We start from the raw sequence: 15,387 nt of genomic DNA, 5'->3' as shown, positions 1-15,387 counted from the left end.
GGCCCGGCACAGCTCGGAGTCGTGCTCGGCCTGCGGGACCGCCTACTGACCCGGGAGAACCCGTTCCTGCCGGCGGCGGTCGCCGTCTCGGCCGGGCTCGCGGCCGCTGCCCTGTATGTGCCCTTCCTCCGCGCGGTGCTCAGCACGGTCGCGCTCGACTGGACAGAGATCGCCCTGGCGGCCGCGGCAGGTGGACTCGGATATCTTGCCGCGCGTGTAGGCGCGCGCGGTCAAGGGCGGTGGTCGTCGACGTGAGGGCGACGTGCGGTGAGGTGCTGCGAGCCAACTTGAGGTCACAGGTCAGGGGGCCGGACTCGCTCGGGACGGTTGGGGCGCCGACGGAGTCGTGGCCGGTGGGCGCTGGGACCGGACGTTCCTGCCGACCATTCCACCCTGCTCCAGCTGAACGCGGTGGGCGGTGGTGGCGTCGCGGGCGAGGCACGTGATCTCGTTTCCACCGAACGGGTGTTGGTATTTGTCTTGGAGGGCGTGCCCCGCTGCCTTTGGTGTGAGACGAGGTGCAAGCTGCCGGCATGCCCGATGACGAGGCGCACCTCACCCCTCCGGAGTCACTGCTGCAGGTGATCGACAACCTCTCGAAGTTCCATCGAGAGCATGAGGAGTACTACTCGCAAGCGCCTTTGCAGCAGGCTGGAGAGCTCCAGGCGCGGGCTCGGGCGCTGAAGTCACTGGCCGACAGGTGGACCGTGGTCGAGGTCGGTGAGCAGACGTCGCCGATTGCGTTCGCCGGCACGGAGGACCTGAATGCGCCAGGGCTCGTAGCGGAGTCGGGAATCCTCTTCATGGAAGGGGAGGGCGAGCCTGCCGAACTCCAGAGGCTGAAGAGTGAAGTCGCCCTGCTCGCCGATGAGACCCAGCAGGGCGGTGACTGGCTGGCCCAGGCGATGGAGCATGCTTGGAGCATGGCGGGAAACTTGGCTGCCTATCCGGCCCTTGCCGACCTGCTGGGAGAGCGCCACCGGATCATCGCCAATGACTGGCAGTCGGCGGGTTTGCAGGCTCTGATCGCGCGACTGCTGCGCCGGGCCCTGGACCTGCTGGCCCAGGTCGACTTCTCGCCGACAGCACTTCGGGCCGACCTGCGAGGCGAGCGGACGGCTCCTGCCTACCTCTATTCGGCTTCCGAGCTGCTCGACAGGGCTGCCGACCTGATGGCGGAATCAGCAATTCTTGTGCATGAGAACGAGAGGCGCTGGCGCGTGTTCCGTGCCCGAGTTCGTGAGCTGCAATCCGAGTAGGCCGTGGCGACCGCGGTAATCCCATTCCCCAGTTTGGGACCGCGACTGTCCCGCAAGCTGAGCCGAAGCGCGACAGCTGTCACATAGGCAGGCGGTTTGGCCACAGCACGCCGGCCGGGTCCGGACGCGTTTCATCGGCCTGCGACGTCGGCGTCCTTGTCGTCGGCCAGCATGATGGAGGCTGTGATGCGCTTGCCGACGGGCTCGCGGTGGATCTGAAAGGTCAGGGCTGCAGCCATGATGATCTCCAGACCGTGCTGTCCCACTCGGGCGGGGTCAGGAGGCAGGATTGTCGGTGGATCCGGGTTGCTGTCCCAGACGGCTATGTCCACGGAGCCGTCACGGACTTGGAGAGTGAGCAGGGCGGGGCCGGGCGCGTATTTGCGGGTGTTGGTGACCAGCTCGCTGACGACCAGCTCCACCAGGCCCTGGGCGCGGTCGGAGACCGGCAGGCCATGGACGTTCTGTATGTCGGCTAGGAAGCACCGGGCAAGTTTCCGGGCCTCGGCGATCGACTCATTCCCTTCGAACTCGGCAGATAGCGATATGGCGTGGGGGAACGGCGTCGCGTGGGGTTCGGTCCCCTCTGGCGTTTCGTTCATGAGGGGCCGTCGTGTTGCCGGGCGGCCATGCCTCCCGGTCCACTCCCAGGTCATCGTCGTCGGGTCCTGTCGGTTGCCGGGCGGGTCGGAAGTGTGGTGTCACCGGCGGGCGGCGGCCATGGCGAGGCCGGTGATGAGGAGGGTGAGGCCGATGATGAGTACGGGGAAGCCGGGACCGGGCAGGAAGTACATCGCCACTCCGGCCAGGGTGATCGGCGCGCCGATGGCGGCCAGCACCTTGCCGGTCCGTCGTTCCGACACGGGCTGCTCCTTGCTCGGTGCTGCGGGAGATGTGGCGGTCGGGGTGTCGCGGCCGGTGAGGAACGCGGTGAGTGCCCCGATGAGCAGGGCCCAGGCCGCCACCGCCCATCCGAAGCGGGCACCACTGATCAAGACCATGGCCGCGGCGACCGTCGCGCCGGCTGCCGTGGCCCAGGGGTGGGTGGCGAACGCCCACTGCCGTCGGGCACTGCCCGGGTGTCGGAGCTCGGTGATCGCAGTGCGGATGCCCAGGGCGGCGATGACGGTCACGGGTGCCAGCAGTGAGGAGTCGCCGCCGGTCATCAGGTGCACTGCCCGTCCGCGCGGGCGGCGGCGCCCTCGGTAGCCGTGTCGTGCTGATAGATGTCGGGGATTCCGTCGTTGTCGGCGTCGATGTTCTCCGCCTCGTACAGGCGGCGGTAGACGGTGTTGCGCCGCCGCAGCAGGACGGCGGCGAGAACCGCTGCGATGAGGGAGGCGACGAGGACGGCGGCCTTGGCGTGCTCGCCGGTCTGGCCGCCGGGGAAGGCGAGTTCGCCGATCAGGAGGGCGACGGTGAAGCCGATACCGGCCAGCACCGACAGGCCGAGGACGTCGGCCCAGGCGAGGTCGGGGTTGAGCTGGGCGCGGGTGAAGCGGGCGGCCAGGTAGGTCCCGGCGAAGATCCCCAACGTCTTGCCGATCACCAGGCCGATCACCACGCCGAGGGGTTCGGGGCTGGTGAACACCGCGCCCAGGGCAGAGCCGGAGATGCTCACCCCCGCGGCGAACAGCGCGAACAGCGGCACCGCGACACCGGCGGAGAGCGGGTGGACCAGGTGTGCGACCCGCGAGGCCGACGAGACCTTCTCGCCCGGGTCGCGGGTGGTGCGCAAAATCAGGCCCATGGCGACGCCGGCGACGGTGGCGTGGACGCCGCCGTTGTACATCAGCGCCCAGATCGTCACCCCGAGGGGCGCATACCACCACCAGCCGCGCACCCGCAGCCGCTGGAGCAGGTAGAAGAGCACCAGGCCCGCGAAGGCTCCGGCGAGCGCCCACGGGTTCAGGTCGGAGGTGAAGAACACCGCGATGATCAGGATCGCGCCCAGGTCGTCGACCACGGCCAGGGTGAGGAGGAAGGCGCGCAGCGCGGCCGGCAGGTGCGTGGACAGCACCGCCAGGACCGCCAACGCGAAGGCGATGTCTGTGGCCATCGGGACCGCCCAGCCCGAACTGCTGCCGCCGCCCGCCCAGACCGTGGCCAGGTAGAGGGCGGCGGGCACGGCCATACCGCACACCGCGGCGACGACGGGCAGCGCGGCGGTGGCCGGGGTGCGCAGTTCACCGACGACGAGCTCGCGTTTCAGCTCGATCCCGGCGACGAGGAAGAACACGGCCAGCAGCCCGTCGGCCGTCCAGTGCCCCACGGAGAGGTCCAGGCCGAGAGCCGGTATCCCGAAATGGAAGTCGCGTATGGACGCGTACGCCGCGCTCCAGGGACTGTTCGCCCAGATCAGCGCGAGGACGGCTGCGCCGAGGAGGACCAGGCCGCCGACGGTCTCAGTGCGCAGGGCTCGGGTGATTGCCTGCCGTTCGGGCAGCGGTAGCAAACCGAGGAAGGGGGAGCGGGTGCCGGCCATGGCAGGGGCCTCCGGGTGTGTCAGCGAAAGAGGGCACACTGCCCCCAGGACGCCGACCAGACTTCCCGGCACACCGCGCGCCAGCTCTTGACGCGTTCTTTACACCATATCCAGCGGACGGGTAGCTGTCTGCCCCGCACCGCTCCCCATGATCACATCGGCGTCAGGTTGTGATCAGCCCTGGCGGGAGATGCACCACCAGGCGGCGGCTGCCGCGAGCACCAGTGCGGCGCCCGCGATCAGGTCGGAGCAGCGTACGGCCCGTCAGCTTTCGGGGTTGCGCTGAGCCGCCCCGAGCATCCGGATGTGGCGCCACACGTTCGCGTGGCTGCGCTGAGCCTCGCGTACCCAGGAAGGAACAGAGCGCCAGTCGACGGTCACTTCGCGTTCGCCCCAGGCCGCCTGCATTATCCGTTGATCGCCGGCGAAGTCCTCGACGAGATCGCGACGCAGGAAGAGCAGGTGGCCGCGCCAGGGCTCATCCGCGCGGAAAGCCGCGGAGGCGCGCCGGCCGTCTAGGCCCACGAGGTCCAAGGTGCCAGGCAGTTGGCGCAGGCCGAACCGGGCGGCGAACTCGTACGACGGCACGTCATAAGCCCCGCCGAGCCCGGTCTCCGAAGTGTTTTCGGAGGAGAAATCTATAGCGACCTGGTGGAGCTTGATGCCGTTGTCCTGCCAGTGGCAGCGCAGCGCCGGGGGCGGGACCGCGTCTGGCACGTCGTAGCCGAAGGTCAGCTTGAACCTGGGGCTCCACGGCATCTCCGCGGCCAGCACGTCACGGACCGACGGCAGCGAGGGGAAGAAGTCGTTACCCAGGTAGGGGCGCTCGCTGGCGAGCTGGTGTGCGGATTCCGCATCCTTCGGGTCCAGGAGGAGGGTGCGGAAGAACCCGAACACCGTCCGGCCCTCGCGGCGGTGACTCAGATACCCCTCGACCAGAAGCCAGCCGCCGTCGACTCCGTGGATTTCCTCGGGTGACCACAGTTGGTCCGGGATGGTGACTGTCCCGGACGTGACCCACGTCCGATTGTCCGTGGCCTCCGCGGGCGCCCACGGCGGAAGGGGCATGGGCACCACCGGGGGCGTGTCGGGGAAGGTTGGGTCGATGTCGGGCATCAAACGTTCCGCGGTCCCGAACCGAGCTGGTGCACGGCCGGCGTCCACGAGGCGGCCGACCATTTCGTGATACCCGATCCAGCCGTACTTCTTCCCGTAGCGCTCCACGTTCTCGTGGGTGCTGGCAGGCCGGTCGGTACTCGTTGCGATGGCCTGGTCGACACTGCCGAACTCTGCCTCGCGCCAGCCTAGTTGCCAGACGCGGGCCATGACCTCGGCGCGGGCCCTGCGGTAGCCGGCATGGTCGAAGTCGTAGTTGTCCCGGCCGTTGATGGCAGTTCCGATGACGTAGTTCTCGAAGTCCATGCCGAAGGTGCGGTCGCACTCCTCGGCGTTGGGGTCGTCATCCTCCATCACTTCGGCGGGCGTCACGGCGGCGAACCTCGGTGCAAAGGCGTCGACACCGTCGGGGACGGCAGCGGGGTGGAGGGTGCCGGCGAACTCGTAGACGGCCCGTACGTAGCCGCGCAGCTGCTCGTGGGAGGTGGGAGTGGTCCCACCGTCGAGGAAGCTGTCACGCAGTCGCACCAGCCAGTCCCGCAGCGCTTGTTCCAGCGGTCCGCCGGGATCGGGCATCTGGTGGGTGCTGACGGCGCCGAACGCGGCGGCGACGAGCCGTTCGACGACGTACGGGTCGTCGACATCGAACATCCGGGCAGCGAGGTCGAACAGCCGCTTGGGCTCCGGCCGGCCGTAACGCTGGAGGGCTTTCGTCGCCAGGTCCCGCATGCCCGTGTTCGTGGAGGTCAGCAGCCAGGCGATGGCCAGGGCGTCCAGGTCGTCGCTCTCGGCGCGACTGCTGCTCTCGGTCCACCTGTCGATCGCTCGGTTCAGGTCTGTGGTGAGCCGGCGAGTCCGGCCTCGAGCCCATTCGGTCCAGCGCAGGTCGCGTTGGGAAAGGGGCAGTTGGCGCAGGACCTGGTCGAGGAAGGTGGCGTTCAGGCGGTGCGAGGCGGACCTGCGGATCTCCCACAGACGGTCGAATGCGGGCCGGCCCTTCCTGTTGCTTGGGCGTGCGGTGACAAGCGCGGTTGCGAGCGCTTCGACAGTATCGTCGTCGAGAAAGCCCGACTCGGTGGTGAGTTCCTGGGCGAGCGCGGTCGAACGGTGCTCATCTGGGGCGACGCGCCACAGGTGGTGCCCGGTGAAGCGGCGCGGCAATAGTGAGATCAGACCGATGAGGGTGTCCTCGCCGAGGGGGTGCGCGTCGTTCCCCACGAGGGACTGCCAGAGAGTTGTCTCCGCGAGCTGCTCATTGACGTCCGCGTAGGGCATGCGCACCAGGATCGCGTCGGCGATGAGGTATCCGGCGAGGCGGTCAAAAACGAAGCCGCACTCGGTGTCGTCGGAATCCCTGATCTCCTCGCGGAAGATCACTCCTTCCTCTACGAGGCGCCGGAGCAGGCTTTCGTCCCAGTTCGGCTGGTCGGCGTCGAGGATTCTTCGCGCTTCGTCGAACGGGAGCCGGCGGACGTTGTGCTCCCAAAGGTGTCTCGCCATGGTGGCGAGGCGGCGCTTGATCTGGTCGGCCGGCAACGAAATGCGGGCCGGGTCCAGGGCCAGCCTCTCGGTCACACCATCGCGGTACAGCTCGAAGACGCCGATGAGGGACTGCGGGAGCGCCTCCGCGCCCACCGGCACCAGGCGGTCGTGGTTCGCGGCCTCGCAGTACATGCGGACGAACAAGGGGTTGTGGAAAGTGTCGACCGGAAGCCACGCGTCGGCCGGGTTGATGAGGTAGTGGTCGAAGTAGACGCGCAGGATGTCGTCGACTTCCGCGTGCTGCCACTCCAATTCCAGGGTCATGGTGTCTTGCGGGAGGGTCTGGTAGGCGAGCACCTCGCGGAGGGTAACGATCACCGCGACGTGGGGATAGCTGCCCAGGGCCGGTACCAGTCCGGCGAGCAGGGGCCGCCACTTCAGGGGGCGCTCGGCCTCGTTCAGACCGTCAATGATCAGTGGTATCCGGCAGCCGGCACGAGCTCCGGCCGAGTTGAGCGCTTCCAGGAGGTCCTCGAGGCGGTCGACCCTGAGTCCGGGGATCTGTCGCGCGAGGTCGTCGAGGGTGTCGCCGGTGTGCAGGCTTGCCCCCTGGATGAACACCCCGGCTGTCGGCCGGTCCTTCGGCGAGGTCATCTGCGCTGCGAGGTGGGTTTTGCCTTGCCCGGCAGCGGCGACAACAGCGAGCAGCGGGGCTTCGGCGTCCGCTCGTGTCTCGGTCAGCCACCGAACGATGTCGCGGATCTCCGCTCCGAGACCGGTGACGAGCGGCGCCTCGGGAAGGCGACGCTGCCTGAGCTTCAACACCAGGCGTCGCAGCGTTCGGGGAGAGGTTCCCGGAGGCTGATGGTCGGCGAGGCGCTCGCGTACTTCCCAGGGCCGAAGGCCCCTCCCGGCGTCGATGACGGCGCGCAGACCGTCGACGAACCCCTCCAGATCGTCGGCAATCTCCTCGGCACCGGCACGGGTATCGGTGTCGAGGCCGCCCAGGGCTGCGCGCAGTGCCTGGAGCCGTGCTGTGACGTCGTCGGTGCGCTGCTGCAGCCACTCGAACGACGCCGGACGCAACAAGGCCCGGTTGATGCGGTGCTCCACGTGGTGGGCGGTGTGCAGCTGCGGGGCCCACCGGGCCGCAACCGGTGCCACAGATTGCTCGTGGGTTCGCGCGAGCTTCTCCGGGGTGAGGGCGAGTTCGCCGAAGAAGGTGGAGCGGAGCTCGTCGTGTCCGGCCAGTTCGGCGTCGTAATTCTCGGTGGACCACAGTTTGACGCGGACATCTGGCCGACTGAGGCCGTTGATCCACTCCTCGTCACCCTTGGCGGGCCTCTGTGGCAGGCAGAGCACGAAGTCGGTCAGTCCTACGACGTGTTTGATCGCCTTGGCGAGGGAGTCCTCGATCTGCGTGCGCTGGCCTGCGCTGAGCTCGTTCTTGCTGTTGAGGATGAACCATTTGCACGACCACCCCCAGATCCGGTCGGGATCGCCCAGGTCGCCAGCGTGGTCGACGTGCATGTAGAACTCGACGCCGGGCTGGTTGCGGCGCTCTCGCATCGTGCCCAGCGCGCCGTACCGGCGGGAGACGATGGCCCGCGTGAGCGCTTCGAAGTTCTGGTCGGCCGCGCCGGGTAGGCGTGCCAGCTCAGTCAGATCCACCGTCGCTCCGGCTGTTGCTCGCGTCTGTCGCATCGGACCGGGTGACGGCGTCCTCGTCCCACGTGTGGCGCGAGAACACCTCGACTTTCGCACCGTGGTGGAGGAGCACCTTCAGGAATCCCTGGACGTCGGACTCGTCGGTCCAGATCCGGACCGTCTGCGCCTCACGGGTGACATTGTGATCGAGAGCGAAAGCATCGACGTCGGATCGCCCCACGTCATACAGCTTCATCTGGCTCAGCGCTTCGCCGAGTTCGCGAGGCATGCGTTCCTCGGGACTCCGCCAGTCGTCGTCGGACCACGCCGCCTCAGCGAGGGCCTGCAGTGCCTCCATCCGCTCCTCTGCTGCTTGCGCACCGGCGACCGTCTCGAAACGGCCGATCAGAACGAGGTTCATCGAGTGCTCCGAGCCGTAGCCGTTCCAGATCCTCATCCCGTCTCCTTCAGCGTCTGCACGACGTCCATGATGGAGCCCTCGACTGGCAGTCCCGTGCTTGCGTAGGCGTGAGGGCGGAGGACGCCGGTCGCGTCGAGATGCATGTGCGCGTCGAGGGGAAGTTCGCCGGGGATGGCCTCTGCGGTGGGCAGTGCTGCTTCGAGACCGGTACGGGAAATCGCGAGTCGGACCTCGGTTCGTGCGGTTGCGGCCCATTCGACGAGGCGCTGTGCGTCGGCGTCGCTGATGCCGGGGGTAGCCGTGGTGGGCTGCTCCGGCAGGAGCAGCAGTTCGGACGCACCGACCTCGTCAGCGAACGCGGCGAGGTCGTCAAGTTCGCCGACTGTGTCGGCGTTGATGACCGCGTTGATGCCGAACGGAGCGAGCGAGCTGAGCAATCCGGCCGCCTGGACTACGGCTGCGAACGGCCGGCCGCGGAGCCGCTCGTAGGTGGTGCCGACCCCGTCGACTGACAGACGCACGAAGTGCACGGCCCCGCGCAGGGAACTGACGAGTTCTGGTGTGAGCCGGTGCCCGTGCGTCGTGAAAGTCACCGCAATGGACGTGGACTGGGCGATCTCCGAACAGAGCTGGGCGAAGCGTCGGTACGCGGTTGGCTCCCCGCCTCCGAAACCGACACCGAGGCATCCGGCGGCGTCGAGTTCCACCGCCCACGCCAGCACACGCTCTCTGTCGAGCGCAGCGGCATGCTTGGGCGCGTAACAGTAGGCGCAGCGGAGTTCGCACGCGTTCGTCAGCGCTACGGACAGGTACCGTGGAGCGCGGGAGAATCGCCCAGCGGGAACACGCACCTCGTCGAGCAGCACGTTCACCCCGGAGACGCGGTCGAACAGGTGAACCCCAGACGCGGACATGCGGATCTTGCACCTCATCGACGTATGATGCCACCGCTGTCTGCGACGCCGAGGTGGGACTGGGAAATGTTCCGCGAACGGCGTCCCCATTCGCGAGGTCCCGTCGACGGCTCTCGGGACGACTTTGGATCCGGCCGCTGCCTGTCAGTCGTGTTCGCTTCGGCGGGAGGCCAGGTTGATCACTCCCAATCTGAGCTCCAACCTTGATTCCAACTCGGCGTAATCCAGAGTGAGTTGCCGGAGGGCCTCTGCGTACACCTTTACTGTGGCTCGAAGGTTCCTGTTCTCCCGGCGGAGGTCCGCGATCTTATCTGTCGGAGGCCTGCTGGTAGGAACGGCTCGTTCTTCTTCGGTTCGTTGTGAAGCGGCGCGTTGTTGCCGGAACCAGGTGATCAAGTGCGGGAAGTTGCGGTAAAAGGTCGGGTGGGCGATGCCCAGGCGTCGCTCGACGGCGGTGATGGTCGCATGCCGGTCGGCGTCGGCCGCCTCGCGCAGGACGATGTGCATAGCAGTACGAACTTCGTCATCCGTGATCGTTGGCCGCGCCACCGTTGGCCCCCTTGGGGATGTCGTTGTCAGCGAGGAACTGTGCGACCTCGTCCCGTCGTTGTGCGAGCCGGCCTCGGAGGTACGGGGCCATCGTGGGGTCGCCTAGACGTTCCTCCATTTGGACCAGCCAGCGACGGAAGGCGTCGATGTTGCTGGTGGTGAGAGCGACGTTTCGGCAGGCGAGGGGTTGGCAGTGCTGGAGCGACGGGCCGTCGGTTTCGGCGCGGCGGCACAGCGCCCGGTCGGGGTTGTAGACGCAGGTCACGAATTCTCCGGGGTAGACATGTGGGTCGTGCCGTGTGATGTGGCGCTGGAGGCGCTTGCGGTCCGCGATCACCTTTCCGGGAAACTGCACATCCCTCGCGATGGCCTTCAGCCGTGCTTCGGCTTCCTCGCCTGCGGGTCCGGCGAGCCGCCCGGGGGTGGCATCGAGGACGAGATCGCAGAGCTGATCGCCACGGGTGAATGCCTGTTCGGCTTCCACTTCCTGACGGAATCCGGAGGATGATGTGCCGGCGTAGCCCTCGAACATCTGGACGCTGTGGTGGCGGTACTGAATGGCGCCTGCGATCGACCTGCCTGGCTGTCGGGCGATGGACCAGGCCAGTGTCCGCCTGAACTGACGTGTGGTGAACCTCCACGGGCGCCCGTCGACTGTGGGAATTCCATCGCTTCGCCGACGCTCGGCGCAGTAGTCATTGACCCAGGCAGAGAATGCGTTGATGTCGTTGACCGTGGCGTGTGATTCCTTGGGCTTGCCCCTGGTGCGCTTCGGTACGGGAGGCGACGCGAAGAGAAGACGCTGGGGCACGGGCACCAGCCGCTCGAGTACGTCGACGGCTCGGGCCACCGTCGCGTTGACGACCCAAGTGGCCTGGACACCGAGAGGGGTGTTCTCCCCCTTGAAAGCTTGGCTGGTCAGTTTGTACCTGATGGGTTCCCCATCCTCGTCGCACCACCGTTGCAGGCAACCCCGTTCCAAGTGCTTGATCTCGGCGTCGCGCATTCCAGACAGGTAGGCAATGACGATGTAGCAGGCGGACTGCAGCCGTCGTAGCAGCGTTCCGATGTCGTCAGTGGCGACGGCCCGTAGCCATGGTTCGCTGTCCAGGGAGGCGCGGATAGGCGTGCGAAGGTACGTGGCGTTGTCCAGTCCTACGTCGTCCAGGGCTTCCTGGATGAGGTGCCAGTACCTGTGCTGTTGTCTGATGGTTTCCTGGTGCACGCCCGCCTCGCGGGCGAGATGGTTGAGGTTAACCGGGGCGCGGCCCCGGATCGGTTTCGGCGTTCTGCCGACGCGGGGAAGGGGACGTCTGTCAGCACGGTACTCGGACAGAAGGGCGCTCAGCCGTCGCGTCGTGACGCCGCGAGTTCGATCGACATCAGGCACAGTGGCCTGCAGATCGGCCCAATCGCTCCGGGCCTGCAGAACGTCGTCGGCGAAGTCCTCCACCCAGCGCAGAGCCCACGTCATCAGCGGCGCCAGGACCTGCTCGGGGATCCTCGGTGTCCGATTCTCGCGGGCCTGGGACATCTGGCGGCGGCCGTGGACGGTGGCGTCGAACCAGAGCGGATGTGGGTCCAGCGGCAAGGTGCCGGAGGTCAGTTTGCTGCGGAACTGCCACAAGAGCCGTACCGAGGCAAGTTTGGCCAGATCGTTGCCGCGGGAATTGCGCTCGCTCTTGATATGCGCTCGGAAGTCCAAGAGGTCCTGTGGTGTCAGAGCATCTAGCGCCGTCCCACCTCTTTGGGCGACCCACACCAAGAACTTCTTGATCTTGAGGAACCGGGCGTAAATGGTGACGACTCGGCTTTCCTTGTGTCCTGGGGGAAGATCGATGACCAGGAGGGCGAAGAACAGTTCCTTGACGGTCTGCCGGAACTGTATGGGAACGTCGAGGAAGTGCAGGGATATTTGGCGCTTGTGGACCTGGTGTACGGCTGGCGTGAGCACCCATATGTTGTCGCTGAAGCGTGAGGTTGTTACCAGCTCAATGTGATCACGCAGAGGACGGGAGCGCAGGACGAACGCTGTCGGAGGGATGGCCGCCAAGTCGGACTTGGGTAGGGCGAGAGAGGTCATCGAGGTTCCTGGGGGCCGCTGAGGAAACTGAGGTGAAGGGAGGCAGGTTTCTTCGCAGCGGCCTTGGCTTGCTGCGCTTCGCTGAATTTTGGAAGAATCAATTGGGTGAGCGCGAGCCAGGTCCGTCCGTGTTCCTCGACCCAATCGTCTAGTGGCAGGGTGCCTCGGGCTGTCTCCAAGAGATCGCGGACGGAAAGCAAGGCTGGCAGGTGGTGTTCGGTGATCAGTGCGTTCGGACAGCGCAGGCAGGTCAAGAAGGAAACGTTGCAGACGTCCGCATCGGTGAATGGGTTGTTATGGATGGCCAGGCAAGCACTCGCGAGGGTGTCGAGTTCGCCACGGACCGCACGGCCTAGGATTTCCGGGCTGATGCCGAGATCGTCCGCCATTGTTTGCGTGCTGCTTTTCGGGGCGACCTCACTGTCAGCCGTCAGGATGCGTGGGCGAAATGCCCGAGTGTTGGCCTCCGCTTCGTTAATGGCTGTGGTAAGTACCTGGTCAGCCCAATCACGGATCCGAGGGTCGCCTTGGAGATAGTGGACGAAGGAGACGTCCATGGTGTTGGTGCGTGAGGCGGAGGGTAGGTGGCCGCCCACTGCCCGCGTCCGGCGTACTTCGACGGTTGTCTTGAGGCGGTTAAGGTTGATCTCCAACGGATTTCCGTCGTCGTCGGTCAGTCCATGTGCTGCTCCCCATCTGCCCAGTTTCAAGTCGCGGGTCAAATTGAGGGCATATGGATCGATGTGGCCGAGCGAGGAATATTTGCCTTGCCCGGCGGGGTCAGCGGCCGGGCGCCCGGCGATGCCGGCCCAGATACTCCACACCCGCGTGTCACCTGAGAAACGGCGGCCGCGGCGCATCAGATCGTGTAGGAGCAAGTAGAAGCCGCCGGGGGTGTGCAACTGGCGACTCTCGCTGGTGCCGATCTCCCAATGCACGCTCTCGCGACTCTGTGATTTGCCTCGTCGGCGCTTGGTGAGGGCGACAGCTACCGCGCGCCCTTCAAGCACCCGGTGCTGCGCCGGGAGCTCCTTGATCGTTTCGCTGTTGCGGCCAGTCAACGCGACTCCCAGCAGCAATAAGGGCGCCAGGTCGTCCTGGGTGAGGTAGAGATGCCGTGCGAGGGCGACGCGCGCGAAGCGGTGCTGTACCCGCTGTGTGAGGCGGGTGGTCCAGGTAACGTCGGGGATACGGCCGGTTTGGTCCATCTCGTCGAGATGGGCAGCCAAGATGCGGTCCTCGGGGCCGAGGTCTTCAGGGGCATTCCGGAAGGTCTGCAAGAGGTCTTCGCCGACCCGAATACGTTCCCGGATGCCCACCACGTCCCTGCGAGCGGCTGTGACCAGTGCTCGGAACTCTCGGTCCGAGTAGCCGGGCCTGCCGACGGCCTTGGCACCGTTTCGCTGGTGACCGGGTTGCCGCAGGAACTCGCGGAGTTGAGGCGACAACTCTGTGTCATGGGTGACTGACGCAAGCACCATGCGCAGGAGGGCCAACTCGATGCCCACGGGGCCGACCTTCACGGTCTTCAAGCGCTCGAGGCGATAGCGCTCCAGGTGTCGGGGCGTGAGTTCCCCGAGGGTAGTGGGCCGTGTGTGGAGGGACTCGAGGAAGGCGAGCAGCCGGCGGATTCCCAGATAGGCGCTGTTGGCGCTGGACTTGGTCCGAAGAGTGCCAGTCGGCCCGGTCCGGGCCGCGAACGCGATCGCGAGGTCCCTGTGCATACGCGGCAATGGCAGCCGAGTGAAGTCGTACTCCTTTGTGCGACCATCCTCGCCGGTGAACGGCACCGTCAGCGCACCCTGCTCGCTGTGCTTGACTGGTACGGATTCGTACGGCCCCGAGGGCATCGCGGAGCTACGGCCAGGCCCGGTAGGGGCCAGGCGGGGCTGGTGGGAGACCTGCTCGCTCATGCCGCGCCCTCGGAGTCTGCCGTGTTCTCGGAGGCGGGCTGGGCTGCCGCAGCGGCGACGGGTTCCCAACTGTCAGGGATCAGGGCCATGCGGGTTTGCATCTCCAGTTCCTGGAGGGTGTGCAGGTATTTCACGGTCGTGGTGACCGACCGGTGGCCGAGTCTGATGCGAACCCAGTTCAGGGGGTCACCGAAGACCATCTGGTAGGTCTGGCGGTGCCCGGGGTTGGACTCGGCGAGGTCATGGAGATGGCCTCGCCAGAGCTGCTCAAGGGTGATCACGGCGAAGGAATGCCTCAGCTTGTGAGGGTGCGAGGACAAGTCCACCCCCGCCCGGCGGCAGCGCCGGTTGCCCGCTCTGAATACCTCCTGCCAGCAGGACTTTCCGCTGGGCAGGCCCGATTCATTGAGCCACAGCGCGGCTGGCTCCAAGCCGTCGGGAGTGACGATGAACAACCGTTGCCGCTCTTGGCTGTCGAGCTTGTCCACGGTGATCCGATTCCCGCCGACGAAGACGACGGGGTCACGCCGATCGACGACGATCAACGGATCGCGGACCTGCTCGTACAACCCCTTGTCGCGGGCGTACTCGATGGCGTCCAGCCGTTCCATCTCGGCGTAGTCCCAGAGCGCCTGAAGGACCGAGGCAGGGTAGTAGACCCAGCGGGCCGAGCCGCCCTTCGCGATCGCTTCAGGCAGCCAGGCGCGGGCGTTGTCCACTCCGGGCACCAGCGTGGGGATGTCGAACAGCGAGAGTGCGGTCTGCTCGCACAGCCTCAGTCCGGTGCGGATCAAGAGGTCGCTATAGGTGGCGTTGCGGGAAGCGAACCTGCCCCGGAAGGACGGGTTGGGCAGCCCCGATGCGGTAAGACCGCGCAGGCCTACGTCCCGCCACAACCGGTACATGGCCGCAGTCATCCACTCGACATCGTTGAGAGGGCCTTGCCGGGATGCCTCGGCGGGAGTGGTGGTGCCGGCACCGCGGCGGTGAGGGTCGCGGATGCGGCTCTCGCGCTGGACGATCGGGTTCACGCGCGTATAGCCGTGATACACCGCCCAGTTGTAGAAGGTGTTGACGTCGGCCACTTCCCGGTCCCACGTCGTCGAGGCGACATGCGGTCCGCGGGGATCTGTCGTCCTCCACTGTTTGTAGGCCGCCCGATCCACTGCCGTGGCCTCGCGCCAGTCGCGACGGCCCCGGCTGACCCACAAGAACGTGAGCCAAAGCACCAGGTCGTAGGCCATCGCCTGGCTGGTGTTAACCGGCGCGGCTTTGAGCATGCTGTCGAAAATGTGGTTGAGCTGGATGTCGTACCGGCCGTCGGGGCTGATCAAGTACGGTTGCCGGTCCAGGATGTCGTGGTTGTCAAGCCACTCGTCCAGGTCCCACAGCGTGTCGAGCAGCGGGTCCCCGCTTTGGGGACGGGGCAGGCCGCGGAGGGTGTGAAAGACCCGCCATCGTGTGTCACTCATGATGCCTGTCGCAGCGGTTGGGAAGGATCGGTGGATCGGGCTGCTT

At 66.6% G+C, this 15,387-nt stretch carries 12 protein-coding genes; 2 read left to right on the top strand and 10 right to left on the bottom strand.

What is annotated here, in order from left to right:
* Nucleotides 1–21: 21 nt before the first annotated feature.
* Together OG933_RS06690 and OG933_RS06685 are read left to right on the top strand one after the other, a co-directional pair.
* The gene (locus OG933_RS06690; protein WP_405625872.1) at nt 22–255 is read left to right on the top strand and encodes a cation transporting ATPase C-terminal domain-containing protein; all 234 of its coding nucleotides are present in this window, start codon (nt 22–24) and stop codon (nt 253–255) included.
* Nucleotides 256–533: 278 nt separating this feature from the next.
* Entirely contained in the window at nt 534–1,259 is a 726-nt protein-coding gene (locus OG933_RS06685) for a hypothetical protein (RefSeq protein WP_327186472.1), read from the top strand.
* 131 nt (nt 1,260–1,390) lie between these two features.
* Here OG933_RS06685 and OG933_RS06680 read toward each other — a convergent pair whose 3' ends face one another.
* The 10 genes from OG933_RS06680 to OG933_RS06635 all read right to left on the bottom strand — a co-directional run bounded on the left by OG933_RS06680 (nt 1,391) and on the right by OG933_RS06635 (nt 15,341).
* Entirely contained in the window at nt 1,391–1,861 is a 471-nt protein-coding gene (locus OG933_RS06680; RefSeq protein WP_405625870.1) for an ATP-binding protein, read from the bottom strand.
* A gap of 99 nt (nt 1,862–1,960) precedes the next feature.
* Nucleotides 1,961–2,425, bottom strand: a complete 465-nt coding sequence (locus OG933_RS06675) for a PGPGW domain-containing protein (RefSeq protein ID WP_405625869.1) — start codon at nt 2,423–2,425, stop codon at nt 1,961–1,963.
* On the bottom strand, nt 2,425–3,744 hold the full coding sequence (gene nhaA, locus OG933_RS06670; RefSeq protein ID WP_327186475.1) for a Na+/H+ antiporter NhaA: 1,320 nt from the start codon (nt 3,742–3,744) through the stop codon (nt 2,425–2,427). Before nhaA ends, OG933_RS06675 begins: the two co-directional genes overlap by 1 nt.
* 264 nt (nt 3,745–4,008) lie before the next feature.
* Nucleotides 4,009–8,013, bottom strand: coding sequence for a hypothetical protein (locus tag OG933_RS06665; RefSeq protein WP_405625867.1), 4,005 nt, complete (start codon nt 8,011–8,013; stop codon nt 4,009–4,011).
* Nucleotides 8,000–8,410 (bottom strand): DUF6375 family protein, encoded by a 411-nt coding sequence (locus tag OG933_RS06660; protein WP_405625865.1) that lies wholly within the window; start codon nt 8,408–8,410, stop codon nt 8,000–8,002. The genes OG933_RS06665 and OG933_RS06660 overlap by 14 nt, the downstream gene beginning before the upstream one ends.
* A gap of 32 nt (nt 8,411–8,442) precedes the next feature.
* On the bottom strand, nt 8,443–9,342 hold the full coding sequence (locus OG933_RS06655) for a radical SAM protein (RefSeq protein ID WP_405625863.1): 900 nt from the start codon (nt 9,340–9,342) through the stop codon (nt 8,443–8,445).
* A gap of 126 nt (nt 9,343–9,468) precedes the next feature.
* Nucleotides 9,469–9,831 (bottom strand): hypothetical protein, encoded by a 363-nt coding sequence (locus OG933_RS06650; RefSeq protein WP_405625861.1) that lies wholly within the window; start codon nt 9,829–9,831, stop codon nt 9,469–9,471.
* A 16-nt stretch (nt 9,832–9,847) separates the two neighbouring features.
* Entirely contained in the window at nt 9,848–11,956 is a 2,109-nt protein-coding gene (locus OG933_RS06645; protein WP_405625860.1) for a hypothetical protein, read from the bottom strand.
* Nucleotides 11,953–13,746, bottom strand: a complete 1,794-nt coding sequence (locus tag OG933_RS06640) for a hypothetical protein (protein WP_405625859.1) — start codon at nt 13,744–13,746, stop codon at nt 11,953–11,955. Before OG933_RS06640 ends, OG933_RS06645 begins: the two co-directional genes overlap by 4 nt.
* A gap of 119 nt (nt 13,747–13,865) precedes the next feature.
* Nucleotides 13,866–15,341: a tyrosine-type recombinase/integrase gene (locus tag OG933_RS06635; RefSeq protein ID WP_405625857.1), complete on the bottom strand. Its 1,476-nt coding sequence runs from the start codon at nt 15,339–15,341 to the stop codon at nt 13,866–13,868.
* Nucleotides 15,342–15,387 lie beyond the last annotated feature (46 nt).

Source organism: Streptomyces sp. NBC_00016 (assembly GCF_045040885.1).
Taxonomy (GTDB): domain Bacteria; phylum Actinomycetota; class Actinomycetes; order Streptomycetales; family Streptomycetaceae; genus Streptomyces; species Streptomyces coriariae.
The sequence above is the reverse complement of the archived record's forward strand: the minus strand, read 5'-3'. Positions and strand labels throughout refer to the sequence as shown.

What these genes read in the sequence shown, in the direction of transcription:
- OG933_RS06645 (WP_405625860.1), bottom strand. Translation starts at nt 11,956, where the DNA reads ATGACCTCTCTCGCCCTACCCAAGTCCGACTTGGCGGCCATCCCTCCG.
- OG933_RS06655 (WP_405625863.1), bottom strand. Translation starts at nt 9,342, where the DNA reads ATGAGGTGCAAGATCCGCATGTCCGCGTCTGGGGTTCACCTGTTCGAC.
- OG933_RS06650 (WP_405625861.1), bottom strand. Translation starts at nt 9,831, where the DNA reads ATGCACATCGTCCTGCGCGAGGCGGCCGACGCCGACCGGCATGCGACC.
- OG933_RS06660 (WP_405625865.1), bottom strand. Translation starts at nt 8,410, where the DNA reads ATGAACCTCGTTCTGATCGGCCGTTTCGAGACGGTCGCCGGTGCGCAA.
- OG933_RS06680 (WP_405625870.1), bottom strand. Translation starts at nt 1,861, where the DNA reads ATGAACGAAACGCCAGAGGGGACCGAACCCCACGCGACGCCGTTCCCC.
- OG933_RS06675 (WP_405625869.1), bottom strand. Translation starts at nt 2,425, where the DNA reads ATGACCGGCGGCGACTCCTCACTGCTGGCACCCGTGACCGTCATCGCC.
- OG933_RS06635 (WP_405625857.1), bottom strand. Translation starts at nt 15,341, where the DNA reads ATGAGTGACACACGATGGCGGGTCTTTCACACCCTCCGCGGCCTGCCC.
- nhaA (WP_327186475.1), bottom strand. Translation starts at nt 3,744, where the DNA reads ATGGCCGGCACCCGCTCCCCCTTCCTCGGTTTGCTACCGCTGCCCGAA.
- OG933_RS06685 (WP_327186472.1), top strand. Translation starts at nt 534, where the DNA reads ATGCCCGATGACGAGGCGCACCTCACCCCTCCGGAGTCACTGCTGCAG.